15 protein-coding genes are annotated in these 14,742 nt (G+C 70.5%); 8 read left to right on the top strand and 7 right to left on the bottom strand.

Going from position 1 to position 14,742, the window contains the following annotated elements:
* The first annotated feature begins 54 nt into the window (after nt 1-54).
* From OG509_RS25160 to OG509_RS25150, 3 genes are all read left to right on the top strand, one after another.
* A complete protein-coding gene (locus tag OG509_RS25160) occupies nt 55-315 on the top strand; it encodes a UBP-type zinc finger domain-containing protein (protein ID WP_403724795.1) in 261 nt (86 codons plus the stop codon).
* 204 nt (nt 316-519) lie between these two features.
* On the top strand, nt 520-933 hold the full coding sequence (locus tag OG509_RS25155; protein ID WP_030153599.1) for an anti-sigma regulatory factor: 414 nt from the start codon (nt 520-522) through the stop codon (nt 931-933).
* Nucleotides 930-1,988, top strand: coding sequence for an RNA polymerase sigma factor SigF (locus OG509_RS25150; RefSeq protein WP_406184750.1), 1,059 nt, complete (start codon nt 930-932; stop codon nt 1,986-1,988). Before OG509_RS25155 ends, OG509_RS25150 begins: the two co-directional genes overlap by 4 nt.
* A 12-nt stretch (nt 1,989-2,000) precedes the next feature.
* On the opposite strand, the gene OG509_RS25145 is transcribed toward OG509_RS25150, so the two are convergent.
* Nucleotides 2,001-2,438: a hypothetical protein gene (locus tag OG509_RS25145; protein WP_030153597.1), complete on the bottom strand. Its 438-nt coding sequence runs from the start codon at nt 2,436-2,438 to the stop codon at nt 2,001-2,003.
* A gap of 84 nt (nt 2,439-2,522) precedes the next feature.
* Here OG509_RS25145 and OG509_RS25140 point away from each other — a divergent pair, with 84 nt between their 5' ends.
* Both OG509_RS25140 and OG509_RS25135 read left to right on the top strand, forming a co-directional pair.
* Nucleotides 2,523-3,488, top strand: coding sequence for a diacylglycerol/lipid kinase family protein (locus OG509_RS25140; protein ID WP_406184748.1), 966 nt, complete (start codon nt 2,523-2,525; stop codon nt 3,486-3,488).
* 322 nt (nt 3,489-3,810) lie between these two features.
* The gene (locus tag OG509_RS25135) at nt 3,811-4,068 is read left to right on the top strand and encodes a WhiB family transcriptional regulator (RefSeq protein WP_004937597.1); all 258 of its coding nucleotides are present in this window, start codon (nt 3,811-3,813) and stop codon (nt 4,066-4,068) included.
* 158 nt (nt 4,069-4,226) lie between these two features.
* Here the strand turns inward: OG509_RS25135 and OG509_RS25130 are convergent, their stop codons facing one another.
* Nucleotides 4,227-5,696 carry a sensor histidine kinase gene (locus OG509_RS25130; protein ID WP_385579445.1) on the bottom strand — a complete coding sequence of 490 codons (1,470 nt, stop codon included), beginning with the start codon at nt 5,694-5,696 and terminating at the stop codon, nt 4,227-4,229.
* 408 nt (nt 5,697-6,104) lie between these two features.
* Nucleotides 6,105-6,698, bottom strand: coding sequence for a TetR/AcrR family transcriptional regulator (locus OG509_RS25125; protein ID WP_406184747.1), 594 nt, complete (start codon nt 6,696-6,698; stop codon nt 6,105-6,107).
* Nucleotides 6,699-6,783: 85 nt separating this feature from the next.
* Between OG509_RS25125 and OG509_RS25120 the strand changes: the two genes are divergently transcribed.
* Together OG509_RS25120 and nagB are read left to right on the top strand one after the other, a co-directional pair.
* Nucleotides 6,784-7,545 (top strand): SDR family oxidoreductase, encoded by a 762-nt coding sequence (locus tag OG509_RS25120; RefSeq protein WP_387282803.1) that lies wholly within the window; start codon nt 6,784-6,786, stop codon nt 7,543-7,545.
* Nucleotides 7,546-7,759: 214 nt separating this feature from the next.
* Nucleotides 7,760-8,545 (top strand): glucosamine-6-phosphate deaminase, encoded by a 786-nt coding sequence (gene nagB, locus OG509_RS25115; protein ID WP_406184745.1) that lies wholly within the window; start codon nt 7,760-7,762, stop codon nt 8,543-8,545.
* Between the two features lie 194 nt (nt 8,546-8,739).
* On the opposite strand, the gene OG509_RS25110 is transcribed toward nagB, so the two are convergent.
* From OG509_RS25110 to OG509_RS25095, 4 genes are all read right to left on the bottom strand, one after another.
* Nucleotides 8,740-10,251 carry a glycoside hydrolase family 3 protein gene (locus OG509_RS25110; protein ID WP_406184744.1) on the bottom strand — a complete coding sequence of 504 codons (1,512 nt, stop codon included), beginning with the start codon at nt 10,249-10,251 and terminating at the stop codon, nt 8,740-8,742.
* A 7-nt stretch (nt 10,252-10,258) separates the two neighbouring features.
* Nucleotides 10,259-11,077 carry a carbohydrate ABC transporter permease gene (locus OG509_RS25105; RefSeq protein WP_030153582.1) on the bottom strand — a complete coding sequence of 273 codons (819 nt, stop codon included), beginning with the start codon at nt 11,075-11,077 and terminating at the stop codon, nt 10,259-10,261.
* A 50-nt stretch (nt 11,078-11,127) separates the two neighbouring features.
* Complete coding sequence (locus OG509_RS25100) at nt 11,128-12,144, bottom strand: carbohydrate ABC transporter permease (RefSeq protein ID WP_406184742.1); 1,017 nt, start codon at nt 12,142-12,144, stop codon at nt 11,128-11,130.
* A 104-nt stretch (nt 12,145-12,248) separates the two neighbouring features.
* Nucleotides 12,249-13,535 carry an extracellular solute-binding protein gene (locus tag OG509_RS25095; RefSeq protein WP_406184741.1) on the bottom strand — a complete coding sequence of 429 codons (1,287 nt, stop codon included), beginning with the start codon at nt 13,533-13,535 and terminating at the stop codon, nt 12,249-12,251.
* 286 nt (nt 13,536-13,821) lie between these two features.
* On the opposite strand from OG509_RS25095, the gene OG509_RS25090 reads away from it, so the two are divergent.
* A complete protein-coding gene (locus tag OG509_RS25090; protein WP_030153577.1) occupies nt 13,822-14,586 on the top strand; it encodes a GntR family transcriptional regulator in 765 nt (254 codons plus the stop codon).
* Nucleotides 14,587-14,742 lie beyond the last annotated feature (156 nt).

Raw genomic sequence — 14,742 nt, 5'->3', positions numbered from 1 at the left:
GTGGCTGATCGCCATGTCGTCCTGCGGCGCCCGTACGTCAGTACGCTGGCAATCATGAGCGAGTGCACCCACGTTGCCGAACTGCCGCGCCCCGAGCCCGTCCCGACTGCCCTGACATGCTCCGAATGTCTGGTGCTCGGCAGCCACCCGGTGCAGTTGCGGATGTGCCTGGAGTGCGGGTACGTGGCATGCTGCGATTCCTCCCCGCACCGGCACGCCACCGCGCACCACCAGAGCACCGGCCATCCGGTCATGCGGAGCTTCGAGCCGGGCGAGACCTGGCGGTGGTGTTACGTCGACGGTTCGATCGTCTGAGGAGGGGTAGGTCAACCCTCCGCCGGTTCCCCTGATTTGGGCCCGCAGACCCCTAGCCACTGTGCGTACCCAAGGGCATACCATCAGTCACTGGCCGTAGGCGGGGGTGCCTGGAACAGGCCCCATGAGGGGTGCCGCGACACGATCGCCCGGATCGCGATAGCGTCACCGGCGAACAGAGCTCGTACCACCTTGGAGGTGAGGGTGTCCCAGATCGCAGGCGAGCCCGGGACCCAGGACTTCGTGGAAGTCCGGCTGCCCGCTGCGGGTGCCTACCTGTCTGTGCTGCGAACGGCCACGGCCGGCCTCGCGGCACGTTTGGACTTCACCCTCGACGAGATCGAGGACCTCCGCATCGCGGTGGACGAGGCCTGCGCGATCCTGCTTCAACAGGCCGTGCCGGGTTCCGTCCTCAGCTGCGTGTTCCGGTTGGTCGACGACTCGCTGGAGGTGACGGTCTCCGCACCGACCACGGACGGGCGTGCGCCCGAACGCGACACGTTCGCCTGGACCGTCCTGTCGGCGCTGGCCGGCAAGGTCGAGTCCACGGTCGAGGAGGACCGGACGGTGAGCATCAGCCTCTACAAACAGCGCGGCGCGGGTCCAGGCCCGGCGTGAGCGGCGGGGAGATCCCGGTGCGGGGCGGGGATCGGCCCCGGGTACGGCACGAGGTCGACGGCGGCATCCCGGAGCAGCAGCACGCCCGGCCGCACCCGGCTGACGCGGATGCGGAAGACGGCTTTTTGGACTCGGCGGAGCGACGGGCGGGCCCTATGAGCGAGAACCAGCACGAAGAACCACACGTCCCACAACCACCCGGGGCCGCTGCCACGGCCCCGAATACGGAACCGGAACCGGTAGGGGCACAGGCGGAGGCGGAGCCGCCGCTGCTGCCGGTGCCTCCCGTGCTGCCCGATCCGCGCGACCGCAGTGGCGCGCGGGCCCTGTTCATCGAGCTGCGGGCGCTGCCCGACGGCTCGGTGGAGAAGGCGGAGCTGCGCAACCGGCTCGTGCGGATGCACCTGCCGCTGGTCGAGCACCTCGCCCGGCGGTTCCGCAACCGGGGTGAGCCGCTGGACGACCTGACCCAGGTCGCCACCATCGGCCTGATCAAGTCGGTGGACCGGTTCGACCCGGACCGCGGGGTCGAATTCTCCACGTACGCGACGCCCACCGTGGTCGGCGAGATCAAGCGGCACTTCCGCGACAAGGGCTGGGCCGTGCGCGTGCCGCGGCGCCTGCAGGAACTGCGGCTCTCGCTGACCACGGCCACGGCCGAGCTGTCCCAGCAGCACGGCCGCTCCCCCACCGTCCACGAGCTCGCGGAACGGCTCGGGATCTCCGAGGAGGAGGTGCTGGAGGGGCTGGAATCAGCCAATGCCTACAGCACGCTTTCGCTGGACGTCCCGGACACCGACGACGAATCGCCGGCGGTGGCGGACACTCTGGGCGCGGAGGACGAGGCGCTGGAGGGCGTCGAGTACCGCGAGTCGCTCAAACCGCTCCTGGAGGGACTGCCTCCGCGGGAGAAGCGGATCCTGCTGCTGCGGTTCTTCGGCAACATGACCCAGTCGCAGATCGCGCAGGAGGTCGGCATCTCCCAGATGCACGTCTCCCGCCTGCTGGCCCGCACCCTGGCCCAGCTGCGCGAGAAGCTCCTCGTCGAGGAGTAGGGACGGTAAGGGCTATCGGGTCTGCTCGCCGGGCCCGATTCCCAGCGCCTCGGTCGCCGTCGGGTTCACCAGCAGGGCCACGACGGCCACCGCGGCCACGGCAAGCGCCACCGCGGCGGCGATCATCGCGCCGCCCGTGGAGTACAGGGTCCAGGCCACCGGCAGCGCCATCAGCTGGGTGATCAGCGCGGGGCCGCGGCTCCAGCGGCGGCCCAGTCGCAGCCCGCGGGCCGCGATCAGCGGCAGCGCGGCGAGCACCAGCAGGGTGACCCCGCCGGTCTCGGCCTGCTGCGGGGAGTCGGGGTCGCCGGCGATGCCCACGAACAGCATGTACGCGCCGAGGCCGGCCAGCGCCAGGCCCTCCAGCGCGGTCAGCGCGGCGGCGGCGGTCAGCCGCCTCGGCAGCGGGGCGGTCGGCTGGGCCGGGGCGGGGGTGGGCTTCGTACTCACCCCAGCAGGGTAGCCGCGCCCCCGCGGCCCCGTACGGGACGGGCAGTATGGGCCGCATCCGTACGGGTCGGTAGGCTGGCGGTCATGCGTGCACTTCTCGTGGCCAATCCAGCAGCAACGACCACCAGTGCGCGCACGCGCGATGTCCTCACCCACGCCCTGGCCAGCGAGATGAAGCTGGAGGCGGTCACCACCGAGTACCGCGGGCACGCCCGGGACCTGGGCCGCAGGGCGGCCGAGCACGGCATCGACCTCGTCGTGGCGCTCGGCGGCGACGGCACGGTCAACGAGGTGGTCAACGGACTGCTGCACAACGGGCCCGATCCGGAGCGGCTGCCACGGCTGGCCGTGGTCCCCGGCGGCTCGACCAATGTGTTCGCCCGCGCGCTCGGACTGCCCAACGACGCGGTCGAGGCGACCGGCGCCCTGCTCGACGCGTTGCGGGAGCAGCGCGAGCGGACGGTGGGCCTGGGGCTGGCGGCCGGCACGCCGGGCACGGAGGACGAGTCGGTTCCGGCGCGCTGGTTCACGTTCTGCGCGGGCTTCGGTTTCGACGCGGGGGTGGTGGGCCGGGTCGAGCAGCAGCGGGAACGCGGCAAGCGTTCGACGCACGCTCTGTATGTACGACAGCTGATGCGCCAGTTCTGGGAGGAGCCGAACCGGCGCCACGGCGTGGTGACGCTGGAGCGCCCCGGCGCGGATCCCGTCACGGATCTGGTGCTGTCGATAGTCTGCAACACCTCGCCGTGGACGTATCTGGGGAATCGTCCGATTTACGCGTCCCCGGAGGCGTCGTTCGATACTGCGCTTGACGTATTGGCACTCAACCGTTTGTCAACTCCGACGGTCGCCCGCCACGCGACACAGCTCCTGACCTCGACTCCTGAGCGCGGTCCGCGCGGCAAGCATGCGGTGTCTCTGCACGATCTGACGGACTTCACCTTGCATTCGAAGGTTCCGCTTCCGTTCCAGATGGACGGCGACCACCTCGGTCTGCGCACCAGCGTTCGGTTCACAGGCGTACGCCGTGCACTGCGTGTGATTGTGTGAGTGGAAGGGCCCAAAGTCCTTTCACTCGAACGTTTACACGCCGGTCCACCCTCACGATGTAGGGCTGTGACCTAGTAGACACCGACGAATCAAAAAAAACTTTCCGGAAGGGGTTGTATCCCCGTCCGAGGTTTGCGAATCTCTTCATGGCGATCGGGACAGCCCGCAGCACCCGGCACCCACACAGACCGCCAGAACCCCTCCACGAGTCCCTGACTGACCTTCCAGGAAACTGGGCGGTCGCCCTTCCCTCACGGGGGGATTCGTGAAAGCGTTCACATTCACAAGCAACCTGCCCGCAATACAAGGAGATGGAGCAGCCATGGACTGGCGTCACAACGCCGTTTGCCGCGAGGAAGACCCGGAACTCTTCTTCCCCATCGGCAACACCGGTCCTGCGCTGCTGCAGATCGAGGAAGCCAAGGCCGTCTGCCGCCGCTGCCCCGTCATGGAGCAGTGCCTGCAGTGGGCGCTCGAGTCCGGTCAGGACTCCGGCGTCTGGGGCGGTCTCAGCGAGGACGAGCGCCGCGCGATGAAGCGCCGCGCCGCTCGCAATCGGGCGCGCAACGCCACCGCCTGACATCGACTTTCGAGCCTCGAGCCGCAGCGCGTAGCAACACCACACCAGCGCTCAGCAACGTGCTCTTGAGCCCCGGACCGAGAAGTTTTCGGTCCGGGGCTCAGTGCTGTCCGGGGTGCGCCCCGCAGGCTCCGTCACGTTGAGTGACGGAACGATCGTTACTTCTGCGGGCTGGCGGGGATGTCGAGGACGACCTTGGTGCCGCGCGGTTCCACCCGGAGCATGTCGAACGTGCCGCCGAGCTCTCCCTCGACCAGGGTCCGGACGATCTGGAGTCCGAGGTTCCCGGCGCGCTGCGGGTCGAAGCCCTCGGGCAGACCCGAGCCGTCGTCGAGCACGGTGATCAGCAGCCGGCCGTCCGCGCGGCCGGAGCCGGTGCGGGTCGCGGACACCTCGACCCGGCCGCCCTCCCCCTGGGTGAAGGCGTGCTCCAGGGCGTTCTGGAGGATCTCGGTCAGCACCATGGACAGCGGAGTGGCGACCTCCGCGTCCAGGATCCCGAACCGTCCGGTGCGCCGGCACTCCACCTTGCCCGGCGAGATCTCCGCGACCATCGCGATCACGCGGTCGGCGATCTCGTCGAACTCGACGCGCTCGTCCAGGTTCTGAGAGAGCGTCTCGTGCACGATCGCGATCGAACCCACCCGGCGCACGGCCTCGTTGAGCGCCTCGCGGCCGCCCTCGGAATCCATCCGGCGGGCCTGCAACCGCAGGAGGGCGGCCACGGTCTGGAGGTTGTTCTTCACCCGGTGGTGGATCTCCCGGATGGTCGCGTCCTTGGTGATCAATTCGCGTTCGCGACGGCGCAGTTCCGTCACATCACGGCACAGGACGAGGGAGCCGATCCGGACGCCCTTGGGCTTGAGCGGGATGGCGCGCAGCTGGATGACCCCGCCGTTGCCCTCGACCTCGGTCTCGCGCGGGGCCCAGCCGCTGGCGAGCTTGACGATCGCCTCGTCCACGGGGCCCCGGGTGGGGGCGAGTTCGGCGGTGGTGGTGCCCAGGTGCTGTCCGACGAGGTCGGCGGCGAGGCCGAGCCGGTGGTAGGCGGACAGTGCGTTCGGGGAGGCGTACGTGACGACGCCGTCGGCGTCGAGCCGCATCAGGCCGTCCCCGGCGCGCGGGGAGGCGTCCATGTCGACCTGCTGGCCGGGGAACGGGAAGGAGCCGGCCGCGATCATCTGGGCCAGGTCGGAGGCGGACTGGAGGTAGGTGAGCTCCAGCCGGCTCGGTGTACGCACAGTGAGCAGGTTGGTATTGCGGGCGATCACTCCGAGTACCCGGCCCTCGCGGCGCACCGGGATGGACTCGACGCGGACGGGCACCTCCTCGCGCCACTCCGGGTCTCCCTCGCGCACGATCCGGCCCTCGTCGAGCGCGGCGTCGAGCAGCGGGCGCCGGCCGCGCGGGACCAGGTGGCCGACCATGTCGTCCTGGTACGAGGTGGGGCCGGTGTTGGGGCGCATCTGTGCGACCGAGACGTACCGGGTGCCGTCGAGGGTGGGGACCCACAGCACGAGGTCGGCGAAGGAGAGGTCGGAGAGCAGCTGCCACTCCGAGACCAGCAGGTGCAGCCACTCCAGGTCGGTTTCACTGAGAGCGGTGTGCTGGCGTACGAGGTCGTTCATGGAGGGCACGGGCCGAGCGTACCCCGGGTATGGGCCATGACTTTCCCCACGGCGACTACTCAGGAGTATCCAGGAAGCACTCGGGCCGCGTACTGTTGGATGAAGTGACGGGATCGTAGAGCCCGCCATTGGATGGACAGAACAGATTGGTCTAGTCCACAATTGCCTTAGGCTTCCGCCCTCCCCGCACAGGAGGACGGATCGAGGTAAGCGGCGCGCTCTGCCCTGACCGCGCAGGCACCTCCCACCGGCCGCCGGGAACCGCACACCCGCCGGCCGTAAGTACTCCGGGCTGCGGTGCCGGACGGGCTGAGGGTCCCGACCCGGCACCGTGGCCCAGAGGAATCCGCATGGCGCGGCGCGATTCCCGCGGCGCAATTCCCGGGGCCCGTTCCCCTCCGGCCCGCACTACTGCGGCCAGGCCCCCATCGCCAGTTCCGCCACCGCTTCCAGTTCTTCCCGGCTCGCGCCGTCGCGCGACTGCTGGGACATCCCGATGAGCACCGCCAGCGCGTAGCGGGCCAGCGCCTGCGCGTCCGTACCGGCGGGCAGGGCGCCGGTGGCGACGTCGGACCGGATCCTGCGCTCGAACACCTCCAGGTTGGCCTCGCGGCGCTCGCGCAGGGCTTCGGCCACCTCCTGCGAGGTGGTGTTGACGGCCGCGCTGATCACCAGGCAGCCCGGCGGGTGGGCCGGGTCGGTGTAGATCTCGGCGGCCTCGCGCAGGACGCGGGCAAGGCCGGCCCGGGCGGTGGGCTCCTCGGCCAGGGCATCGCGCGCGAAGTCGGTGTACCGGCCGCCGTAGACCGCCACGACCTCGTCGAAGAGCTTGCGCTTGTCGCCGAAGGCGGCGTACAGGCTGGGCGCGCCGATGCCGAGCGAGGCGGTCAGGTCGGAGATCGAGGTCGCTTCGTAGCCGCGCTCCCAGAAGGCCAGCATGGCCTTGTCGAGGGCGGCGTCGCGGTCGAAGGAGCGCGGCCTGCCGCGCTGTCCGGTCACCATGCGCAGATTCTATAGCGGCCGTTACGGAATCTGGTACGGTCCCTTTCTGTAGCGATCACTAGCAAATCCTGAAGGGGGGCGCGTCATGGGCGTGCTCAAGGGGAAGACGGCACTGGTCACGGGCGGCAGCCGGGGCATCGGGCGGGCGGTGGCGCAGCGGCTCGCCCGGGACGGGGCCCTGGTCGCCGTCCACTACGGACACAACGCGGCGGCGGCGCAGGAGACGGTGGCCGCCATCGAGGCGGCGGGCGGTCGGGCGTTCGCGATCGGGGCCGAACTCGGGGTCCCGGGCGACGCGCAGGCGCTGTGGGCCGCGTACGCGGCGCACCCGCTGCACACCGACGCGGTCGACATCCTGGTGAACAACGCGGGCGCCGCCGCCTTCGCCGGCCTCGCGGACACCGACGAGGAGACGTACGACCGGGTCCACGCGCTCAACGCGAAGGCGCCCTTCTTCGTGATCAAGCACGGGCTGGCGCGGCTCCGGGACGGGGGCCGGATCGTGAACGTGACCGGCACCCCGGAGATCGCCCTGCCGGCGATCCTGGCCACCATCACCGCCAAGGGCGCGGTGAACGCGCTGACCCGGTCGCTCGCCGCCGAACTGGCCCCGCGCGGGATCACGGTGAACTCGGTGGGTCCCGGCATCACGGACACCGATCTCAGCGCGGGCTGGCTGGCGGACCCGGCGGCGCGGGCGCACGCGGCCTCCCGCTCCGTCTTCGGGCGGGTGGGCACGGCGGAGGAGGTCGCCGACGTGGTGGCGTTCCTGGCCTCGGCGGACGCCCGCTGGGTGACGGGCCAGCACCTGGACGCGACGGGCGGCCTCCAGCTGTCGCTGCTGTGAGACGCGCCCTGCGGCGGTCTCCGTGACCTCGGCCGGGGCCCGGGCGCGTCCGGGTCCCGGCCCCGGGCGGGGCCGGGCTGCACGTCCCGGCGGGGAGGCCGACGATGGGAGTGGACGGAAGCGAACGGGAGTGGGCGCGGACCGGCCGGAGGCGGCCCACCTCTGCTAGATTGGTCTATACCACACCGTCCCACTCCAGATCGGCAGGCCCCGCGTGGAAGTTGTCATCGTCCCGGACGCCAAGGCAGGCGGCGAGCTCATCGCGGAGGCCATGGCCGCCCTGGTCCGCCGCAAGCCCGACGCCCTGCTCGGCGTGGCGACCGGCTCTACCCCGCTGCCCATCTACGAGGCCCTGGCCGCGAAGGTCAAGGCCGGTGCGGTCGACGCCTCCAAGGCGCGGATCTGCCAGCTCGACGAGTACGTCGGCCTGCCGGCCGGGCACCCGGAGTCCTACCGCGCGGTCGTACTGCGCGAGGTCGTGGAGCCGCTGGGCCTGTCGGAGGCTTCGTTCATGGGGCCGGACGGCTCCGCCGAGGACATCGTGGCCGCGTGCGAGGCGTACGACCGCGCGCTGGCCGAGGCGGGCGGGGTGGACCTGCAGCTGCTCGGCATCGGCACGGACGGGCACATCGGCTTCAACGAGCCGTGCTCCTCGCTGGCGTCGCGCACCCGGATCAAGACGCTGACGGAGCAGACGCGGGTCGACAACGCGCGGTTCTTCGACGACGACATAGACCAGGTGCCGCACCACGTCATCACGCAGGGGATCGGGACGATCCTCGACGCCCGCCACCTGGTGCTCCTCGCGACCGGCGAGGGCAAGGCGGACGCCGTCGCGCAGACGGTCGAGGGCCCGCTGTCCGCTCTGGTCCCGGCCTCCGCGCTGCAGCTGCACCGGCACGCCACGGTCGTCGTGGACGAGGCTGCGGCGTCGAAGCTGAAGCTCGCGGACTACTTCCGGCACACGTACGCCAACAAGCCCGCGTGGCAGGGGCTTTAGGCGGCACCTTCCCACGCGTACGAAGGGCCGGGCTCCCCCGAGGGGGCCCGGCCCTTGCGCGTCCGTACGGCTGCCGGGGCCCCCACAGACCCCGCGAACCGCACGGAGCCCGTACGGGCCCGGGTGTGCCCGTGCCCCCGGGACGGGGTGTCCTGGGGGCACGGGATGGGGCGGACCGGGAGCTCCGGGGCTGGTCAGGCCCCGGCGATCAGCTCCGCCGCCGCCCTGCCGCAGACCCGCGAGGCACCGTGCGTCGCGATGTACAGCGCCCCGCGGGGCTCGGCCCGCGGTACGCCCATCTCGACCACGACGGTCTCCGGGCGGGCCTCGACCAGCGCCTCCAGAGCCGCGGCCATCCACGGGTGCCGGTGCGCGTCGCGGGCCACCAGCACGACGGTGCGCTCCCCCGCCGCCGCGAGCACGTCGGCGGCCGTGGCCCCCTCGGGGAACACCCCCGACGCGGTTCCCGGGACCAGCGCGGCCAGTTCCGCGGCCACGCCCCACGGGGTCTCGTCGCCCACCGCGATGTTCGCGACGGGTGCGAGCGTGGCGACGTACAGGGGAGCCGTCACCGGCGCCGCGGTGCCCGTCACGGCCACCGCGCGGCGGGCCGCCGCCAGGCCGATGCCGGGCGCGCTCCCCTCCTGCGGCGCGCCCGGCGCGGCGGCGGCCCGGGCCTGCCGGGTCCATGAGGCCAGCGCCCGTACCCGGGCGGCGGCGTCGGCGAGCCGCTCCGCCGGGAGCGCGCCCTCCCGTACGGCCGCGACCAGGGCGCCCTGCAGCCGGAGCACGGTGGCCTCGTCCGCGAGCCCGCCGCCGACGCAGATCGCGTCGGCGCCGGCCGCGATGGCGAGGACCGAGCCGCGTTCGATGCCGTACGTCCCGGCGATGGCGTTCATCTCCATGCCGTCGGTGACGATCAGGCCCTCGTAGCCGAGCTCCTTGCGCAGCAGGCCGGTCAGGATCTGCGGGCTGAGCGTGGCCGGGCGGGTCGGGTCCAGGGCCGGCACCAGGATGTGGGCGCTCATCACGGCCTTGGTGCCGGCCGCGACGGCCGCCTTGAACGGGACCAGTTCGCGGGCCACCAGCGTGTCCAGGTCCACGTCGATGCGCGGCAGCGCGTGGTGCGAGTCCACGTTGGTGTCGCCGTGGCCCGGGAAGTGCTTGGTGCACGCGGCGACGCCGGCGGCCTGGAGGCCCTCGACGTACGCGGCGGTGTGGCGGGCGGCGAGGTGGGTGTCGGCGCCGAAGGACCGGACGCCGATGACCGGGTTGTCCGGGTTGGAGTTGACGTCGGCGGACGGCGCCCAGTTGAGGTTGACCCCGCACTCGGCGAGGCGGCGGCCCAGCTCGTGGGCGACGTCCCGGGTGAGGCCGGTGTCGTCGACGGCGCCGAGGGCCAGGTTGCCGGGGAAGGAGGAACCGCCCCGGACCTCCAGGCGGGTGACGTCGCCGCCCTCCTCGTCGATGGCGACGAGGACGTCTTCGCGCTCCGCGCGCAGCTGCGCGGTGAGCGCGGCGAGCTGCTCGGGCGAGGCGATGTTGCGGCCGAAGAGGCCGACGGCGGTGAGCCCTTCGCCGATCTGGCGGAGCAGCCACGCGGGGGCGGTGGTGCCCTCGAAGCCGGGCTGGAGGACCGCGAGGGCGTCGCGGGTCAACTCGTCGTTCGCATCGGACGGGGTCACGCCGTGCGCAAGGACAGTCATAGTGCCGTTATCCCTTCACCGCGCCGGCGGTCATGCCGCCGACGGCCTTGCGCTGGAGGAAGACGAAGATCACCAGGACCGGGACCGCGAACAGCGAGGACGCGGCCATGGTGGCGCCCCAGTCGTTGCCGAAGGCGGTCTGGAACTGGGTCAGCCACAGGGGCAGGGTCTGGGCGGTCTTGTCCTTGTTGAGGATCAGGACCATCGCGAACTCGTTCCAGGCGGTGATGAAGCCGAAGAGCGAGGTGGACATCAGGCCGGGCGCCAGCAGCGGGAAGATCACCTTGCGGAAGGCCTGGCCGCGGGTGCAGCCGTCGATCTGGGCCGCCTCCTCCAGCGTCACCGGGACGGCGGCGATGAAGCCGCGCAGGGTCCAGATGGTGAAGGGCAGGACCATCACGAAGTAGATCGCGGTCAGCAGCGGGAGGCTGTTCAGCATCTCGGCGTCGCGGGCGATCATGTACATCGCGATGACCATGACCTCCCAGGGGGCCATCTGCGCCATCATCACGCCGAGTACGAGGCCCTTGCGGCCCTTGAACTTCATCCGGGCGATGGCGAAGCTCGCGGCGAGGGCCACGACCAGGGCCAGGGCGACGGCTCCGACGGTGACGAGCAGGCTGTTCGTCACGTACGTCCAGAACAGCTCGACGCCGGTGGCCTTGGTGAAGTTGTCCAGCGTCGGAGTGAAGACGAAGACGGGGTCCTTGGAGAGGATCTGCCCGGACGGCTTGAGGGCCGAGGAGAACATCCAGTAGACCGGGAAGACGAAGACCACGGCCACGACGAGCGCGCCCAGGTTCTTCGCCACCGTTGCGGGGCGCAGCGGGCGGCGCTTGCGCAGCTGCTGCGCGGGCTTCGGGGCGGTGGTGGTGCTCACTGCTCCTCCTCCTGCTTCAGGATCAGGCGGAAGTAGAAGGACATGACGATCACGAGCATCACGATCGTCAGGACGGAGATCGCTGCCGCGAGCGCGTAGTGGCCCTGGCTCTGGCCCTCGACGAAGGCGAAGACGGGCAGGGTCTCGGAGGCGCGGTCGGGGCCGCCGCGGTTCATCGCGTACACCTGGGTGAAGGCCTTGAAGACCCAGATCACCTCAAGGAACGTGGTGACGGTGAAGAACGGCTTGAGGTTCGGGAAGACGACCTGCCAGAACGTCTGCCAGCCGTTCGCGCCGTCCATCCGCGCGGCCTCGTACAGCTCGCCGCTGACGGTGGTCAGGCCGGCGTACATGTTGAGGGCGACGAAGGGGACGGAGCCCCAGACCACCAGGACCGTGACGATCACGAGGGTGGAGAAGCCGGACTCGAACCAGTTGTGCTGCTCGTAGCCGGAGAAGCCGAGGGTGCGCATGACCCAGTTCATGACGCCGAACTGCTCGTCGAACAGCCACTGGAAGACGGTGACGGAGGCGACGATCGGCATCGCCCAGGCCATCACCAGGGCCATCGACAGGACCAGGCGCATCCACTTGCCGAGGCGGTTCAGCAGGATCCCGACGAGGCTGCCGATCAGCATGATCAGCGCGACGTTGGCCGCGGTGAAGGCGAAGGTGCGTACGACGACGGTCCAGAAGTGCGCGTCGCCCAGCAGCTGGGCGTAGTTCTCGACCCCGTTGAAGGGCGCCTTCCGCTGGATGAACTCGATCTTGTCGACCTTCTGGAACGACAGGATCACGTTCTTGGCCAGCGGGTACAGCAGCAGCGTGGCGAGGCTGAGGACCGCGGGCCCGATCAGGAGGTACGGCAGCCAGCCCGCGGGAAGCGGCTTTCTGCCCCGGCGCGGAGCCGACGGACCGGCCCCCTTGGTCGTGGGCGGCGTCTGCTGCCCTCCGGCGGACTTCGGTGGTGCGTCCTGTGGAGCGGTCACCGCTCCCTGGGAGTGCACGGTCATGTCTTGGTTACCTCGGCTGCGGTCGGGCGTCGCACAGGTCGGTCAATGCGCGACCGGGGGTGCGGCGGGCGCGTGGGCGCCGGCCGCACCCCCGGTGCTACGTGCTACTTGTTGATGCGGCTCGCGATTTCCTTGTCCGCGTCCGCGCCCGCCTTGGCGGCGTCCTCACCCTTCAGGACCTTGGTCATGAACTCCTTGAGCGGGTTGGGCTCGGTCTCGACGTTCGCCCAGCCCGGGGTGACCGGGGTGATGCGGCCGTTGACGCCGCCCTTGCCCATGGCCTCGGCGAAGGAGCCGGCGGCGGGGGTGAAGTTCGCGGCGGCCTGGTTCGGGAGCAGCGCGCCCTTGGTCTCGGCGGCGTACTTCGTCATCTGGTCCTTGCCTGCGGCGAGGGCCAGCCACTCCTTGGCGAGCTCCTTGTTCTTGGAGCGCTCGGCGACGGCGAGGTTCGAGCCGCCGAGGAAGACGGTGCCGGGCTTGTCGGCGGTCTTGCCCGGGATCGGGAAGTAGCCGAAGTCGGCCTCCTTGCCCGCGTCCTTCAGGGCCTTCTCCGCACCGCCGGCCTCCCAGCCGAGACCGATCCAGGAGGCGACGCCGCCCTTGGGAACGACGTCGGTGGACTGCTGCGGGGTGGCCTCGTCCTTGTCCTTGGGGGCGGTGGAGTACGCCTGGAGCTTCTTGTAGAACTCCATCGCGGACGCGGCCTGGGGGGTGCCGAGGCCGCCCTTCCACTTGTCGCCGTCCTTGACGGCGAGGTCGCCGCCCTCGTCCCAGATGAAGCCGGCGAGGACGTACCAGCTCTGGCCGGGGAGGTAGATGGGCTGCGAGGCGGGGTCGGCGGCCTTCAGCTTGTCGAGGCCGGCGATCCACTCGTCGCGGGTGGTCGGCGGGGTGACGCCGGCCTTGGCGAAGGCCTTCTTGTCGTAGACGACGACGCGGTTGGCCGCGTACCAGGGGGCGGAGTAGAGCTTGCCGTCGTACTCGGCCGAGGCGAGCATGCTCTTCTGCCAGGCGTCGGAGCCGAGCTTGGCCTTGTCCTTGGTGAGGTCGGCGAGGCCGCCGGTGACCGCGTAGCCGGCGGTCTGGGTGTTGCCGAGCTCCAGGACGTCCGGCGGGGTGTTCTCGGAGAGGGCGGTGGTGACCTTCTCCTGGATGCCCTTCCACTGCTGCTCTTCGACCTTTACCGTGACACCCGGGTGCTTGGCCGAGAACTCGGCGTTGACGGCGTCGATCCAGGCCTTGGGCGCGGAGCCGTCCATCACCCAGACGGTGATCTCCTTGGCGCCGCCGGCGTCGGTCTTGCCCTTGTCGTCGCCGTCGTTGCCACCGCACGCCGCGAGGCCGATCACCATGCCCGCGACTCCGACCGCCGCGATGAGCTTGCGCTTCACGCCACCCTCCTCAGGGATGCTCTGCACTTCCCTCGCCCGCCGCGGTGACGTACCAAGTACTGCCCGTGGGGCCGGGATCTGATCCATATTGGTTTAGACCAGTAACCGGAGCTTGGCCTAGACCTTTAGGGGTGTCAAGGGTCTAATGAGCGGGTGATCGGTCCGTTACCGGACCGACACCTGGGGGAGGGAGGAGGCCTGTCCTCCCACCCGTGTCACGATGTGACCGCACATATCGGAGGAGCCGGTGACGGCAGCGAAAATGGAGTCGGGAAGGCGGGCGGCGATGTCCACCGAAGGGGCGACCACCGAGCCGGAAGGCGGGGCAGCCACTCGCACGGCGCGGGTGCCCAAGTACTACCGACTCAAGCGGCACTTGCTCGACATGACCGAAACACTGCCCCCGGGCACGCCGGTGCCGCCGGAGCGCACGCTCGCGGCCGAATTCGACACCTCCCGGACCACCGTGCGCCAGGCTCTCCAGGAGCTCGTCGTCGAGGGCCGGCTGGAGCGCATTCAGGGCAAAGGCACCTTTGTCGCGAAACCGAAGGTCTCCCAGCCGCTCCAACTTTCCTCGTACACGGAGGACATGCGGGCCCAGGGTCTGGAGCCCACCTCCCAACTCCTCGACATCGGCTACGTGACGGCCGACGACACCCTGGCCGGGCTCCTCAAGATCGCCACGGGCGGCCGGGTGCTGCGCATCGAGCGGCTGCGCCTCGCGAGCGGTGAGCCGATGGCCATCGAGACCACCCACCTCTCGGCCAAGCGCTTCCCGGCGCTGCGCCGGTCGCTGGCCAAGTACACCTCCCTCTACACCGCCCTGGCCGAGGTGTACGACGTACGGCTCGCGGAGGCCGAGGAGACGATCGAGACCTCCCTGGCCACCCCGCGCGAGGCCGGCCTGCTGGGCACCGACGTCGGCCTGCCGATGCTGATGCTCTCCCGCCACTCGCTCGACGCCGACGGCGAACCCGTGGAGTGGGTGCGATCGGTGTACCGCGGCGATCGTTACAAGTTCGTGGCGCGACTCCAGCGCCCCGCCGTCTGATTCGTAGTTGACTCTCGTTCCGCTATACGGACGGGGGCTTACGTTCACCGGGCGGGCCCCCGTAGATTCCCTGCGCTTACGCAGATGATCAACGAGGGGACGAGGATCATGCCGGAACCGGAAGCAACAGGTACAGAACGGAACGCGGCGAGTCCG

The sequence above is a fragment of the Streptomyces sp. NBC_01006 genome (genome assembly GCF_045162725.1).
GTDB lineage: Bacteria > Actinomycetota > Actinomycetes > Streptomycetales > Streptomycetaceae > Streptomyces.
Note: the sequence above shows the minus strand (reverse complement) of the source record. Positions and strands in the feature narration are given on the sequence as shown.

Coding starts and splice junctions, on each gene's coding strand:
- OG509_RS25160 (WP_403724795.1), top strand. CDS start 55: ATGAGCGAGTGCACCCACGTTGCCGAACTGCCGCGCCCCGAGCCCGTC.
- OG509_RS25140 (WP_406184748.1), top strand. CDS start 2,523: ATGCGTGCACTTCTCGTGGCCAATCCAGCAGCAACGACCACCAGTGCG.
- OG509_RS25135 (WP_004937597.1), top strand. CDS start 3,811: ATGGACTGGCGTCACAACGCCGTTTGCCGCGAGGAAGACCCGGAACTC.
- OG509_RS25130 (WP_385579445.1), bottom strand. CDS start 5,696: ATGAACGACCTCGTACGCCAGCACACCGCTCTCAGTGAAACCGACCTG.
- OG509_RS25125 (WP_406184747.1), bottom strand. CDS start 6,698: ATGGTGACCGGACAGCGCGGCAGGCCGCGCTCCTTCGACCGCGACGCC.
- OG509_RS25120 (WP_387282803.1), top strand. CDS start 6,784: ATGGGCGTGCTCAAGGGGAAGACGGCACTGGTCACGGGCGGCAGCCGG.
- OG509_RS25110 (WP_406184744.1), bottom strand. CDS start 10,251: ATGACTGTCCTTGCGCACGGCGTGACCCCGTCCGATGCGAACGACGAG.
- OG509_RS25100 (WP_406184742.1), bottom strand. CDS start 12,144: ATGACCGTGCACTCCCAGGGAGCGGTGACCGCTCCACAGGACGCACCA.
- OG509_RS25090 (WP_030153577.1), top strand. CDS start 13,822: ATGTCCACCGAAGGGGCGACCACCGAGCCGGAAGGCGGGGCAGCCACT.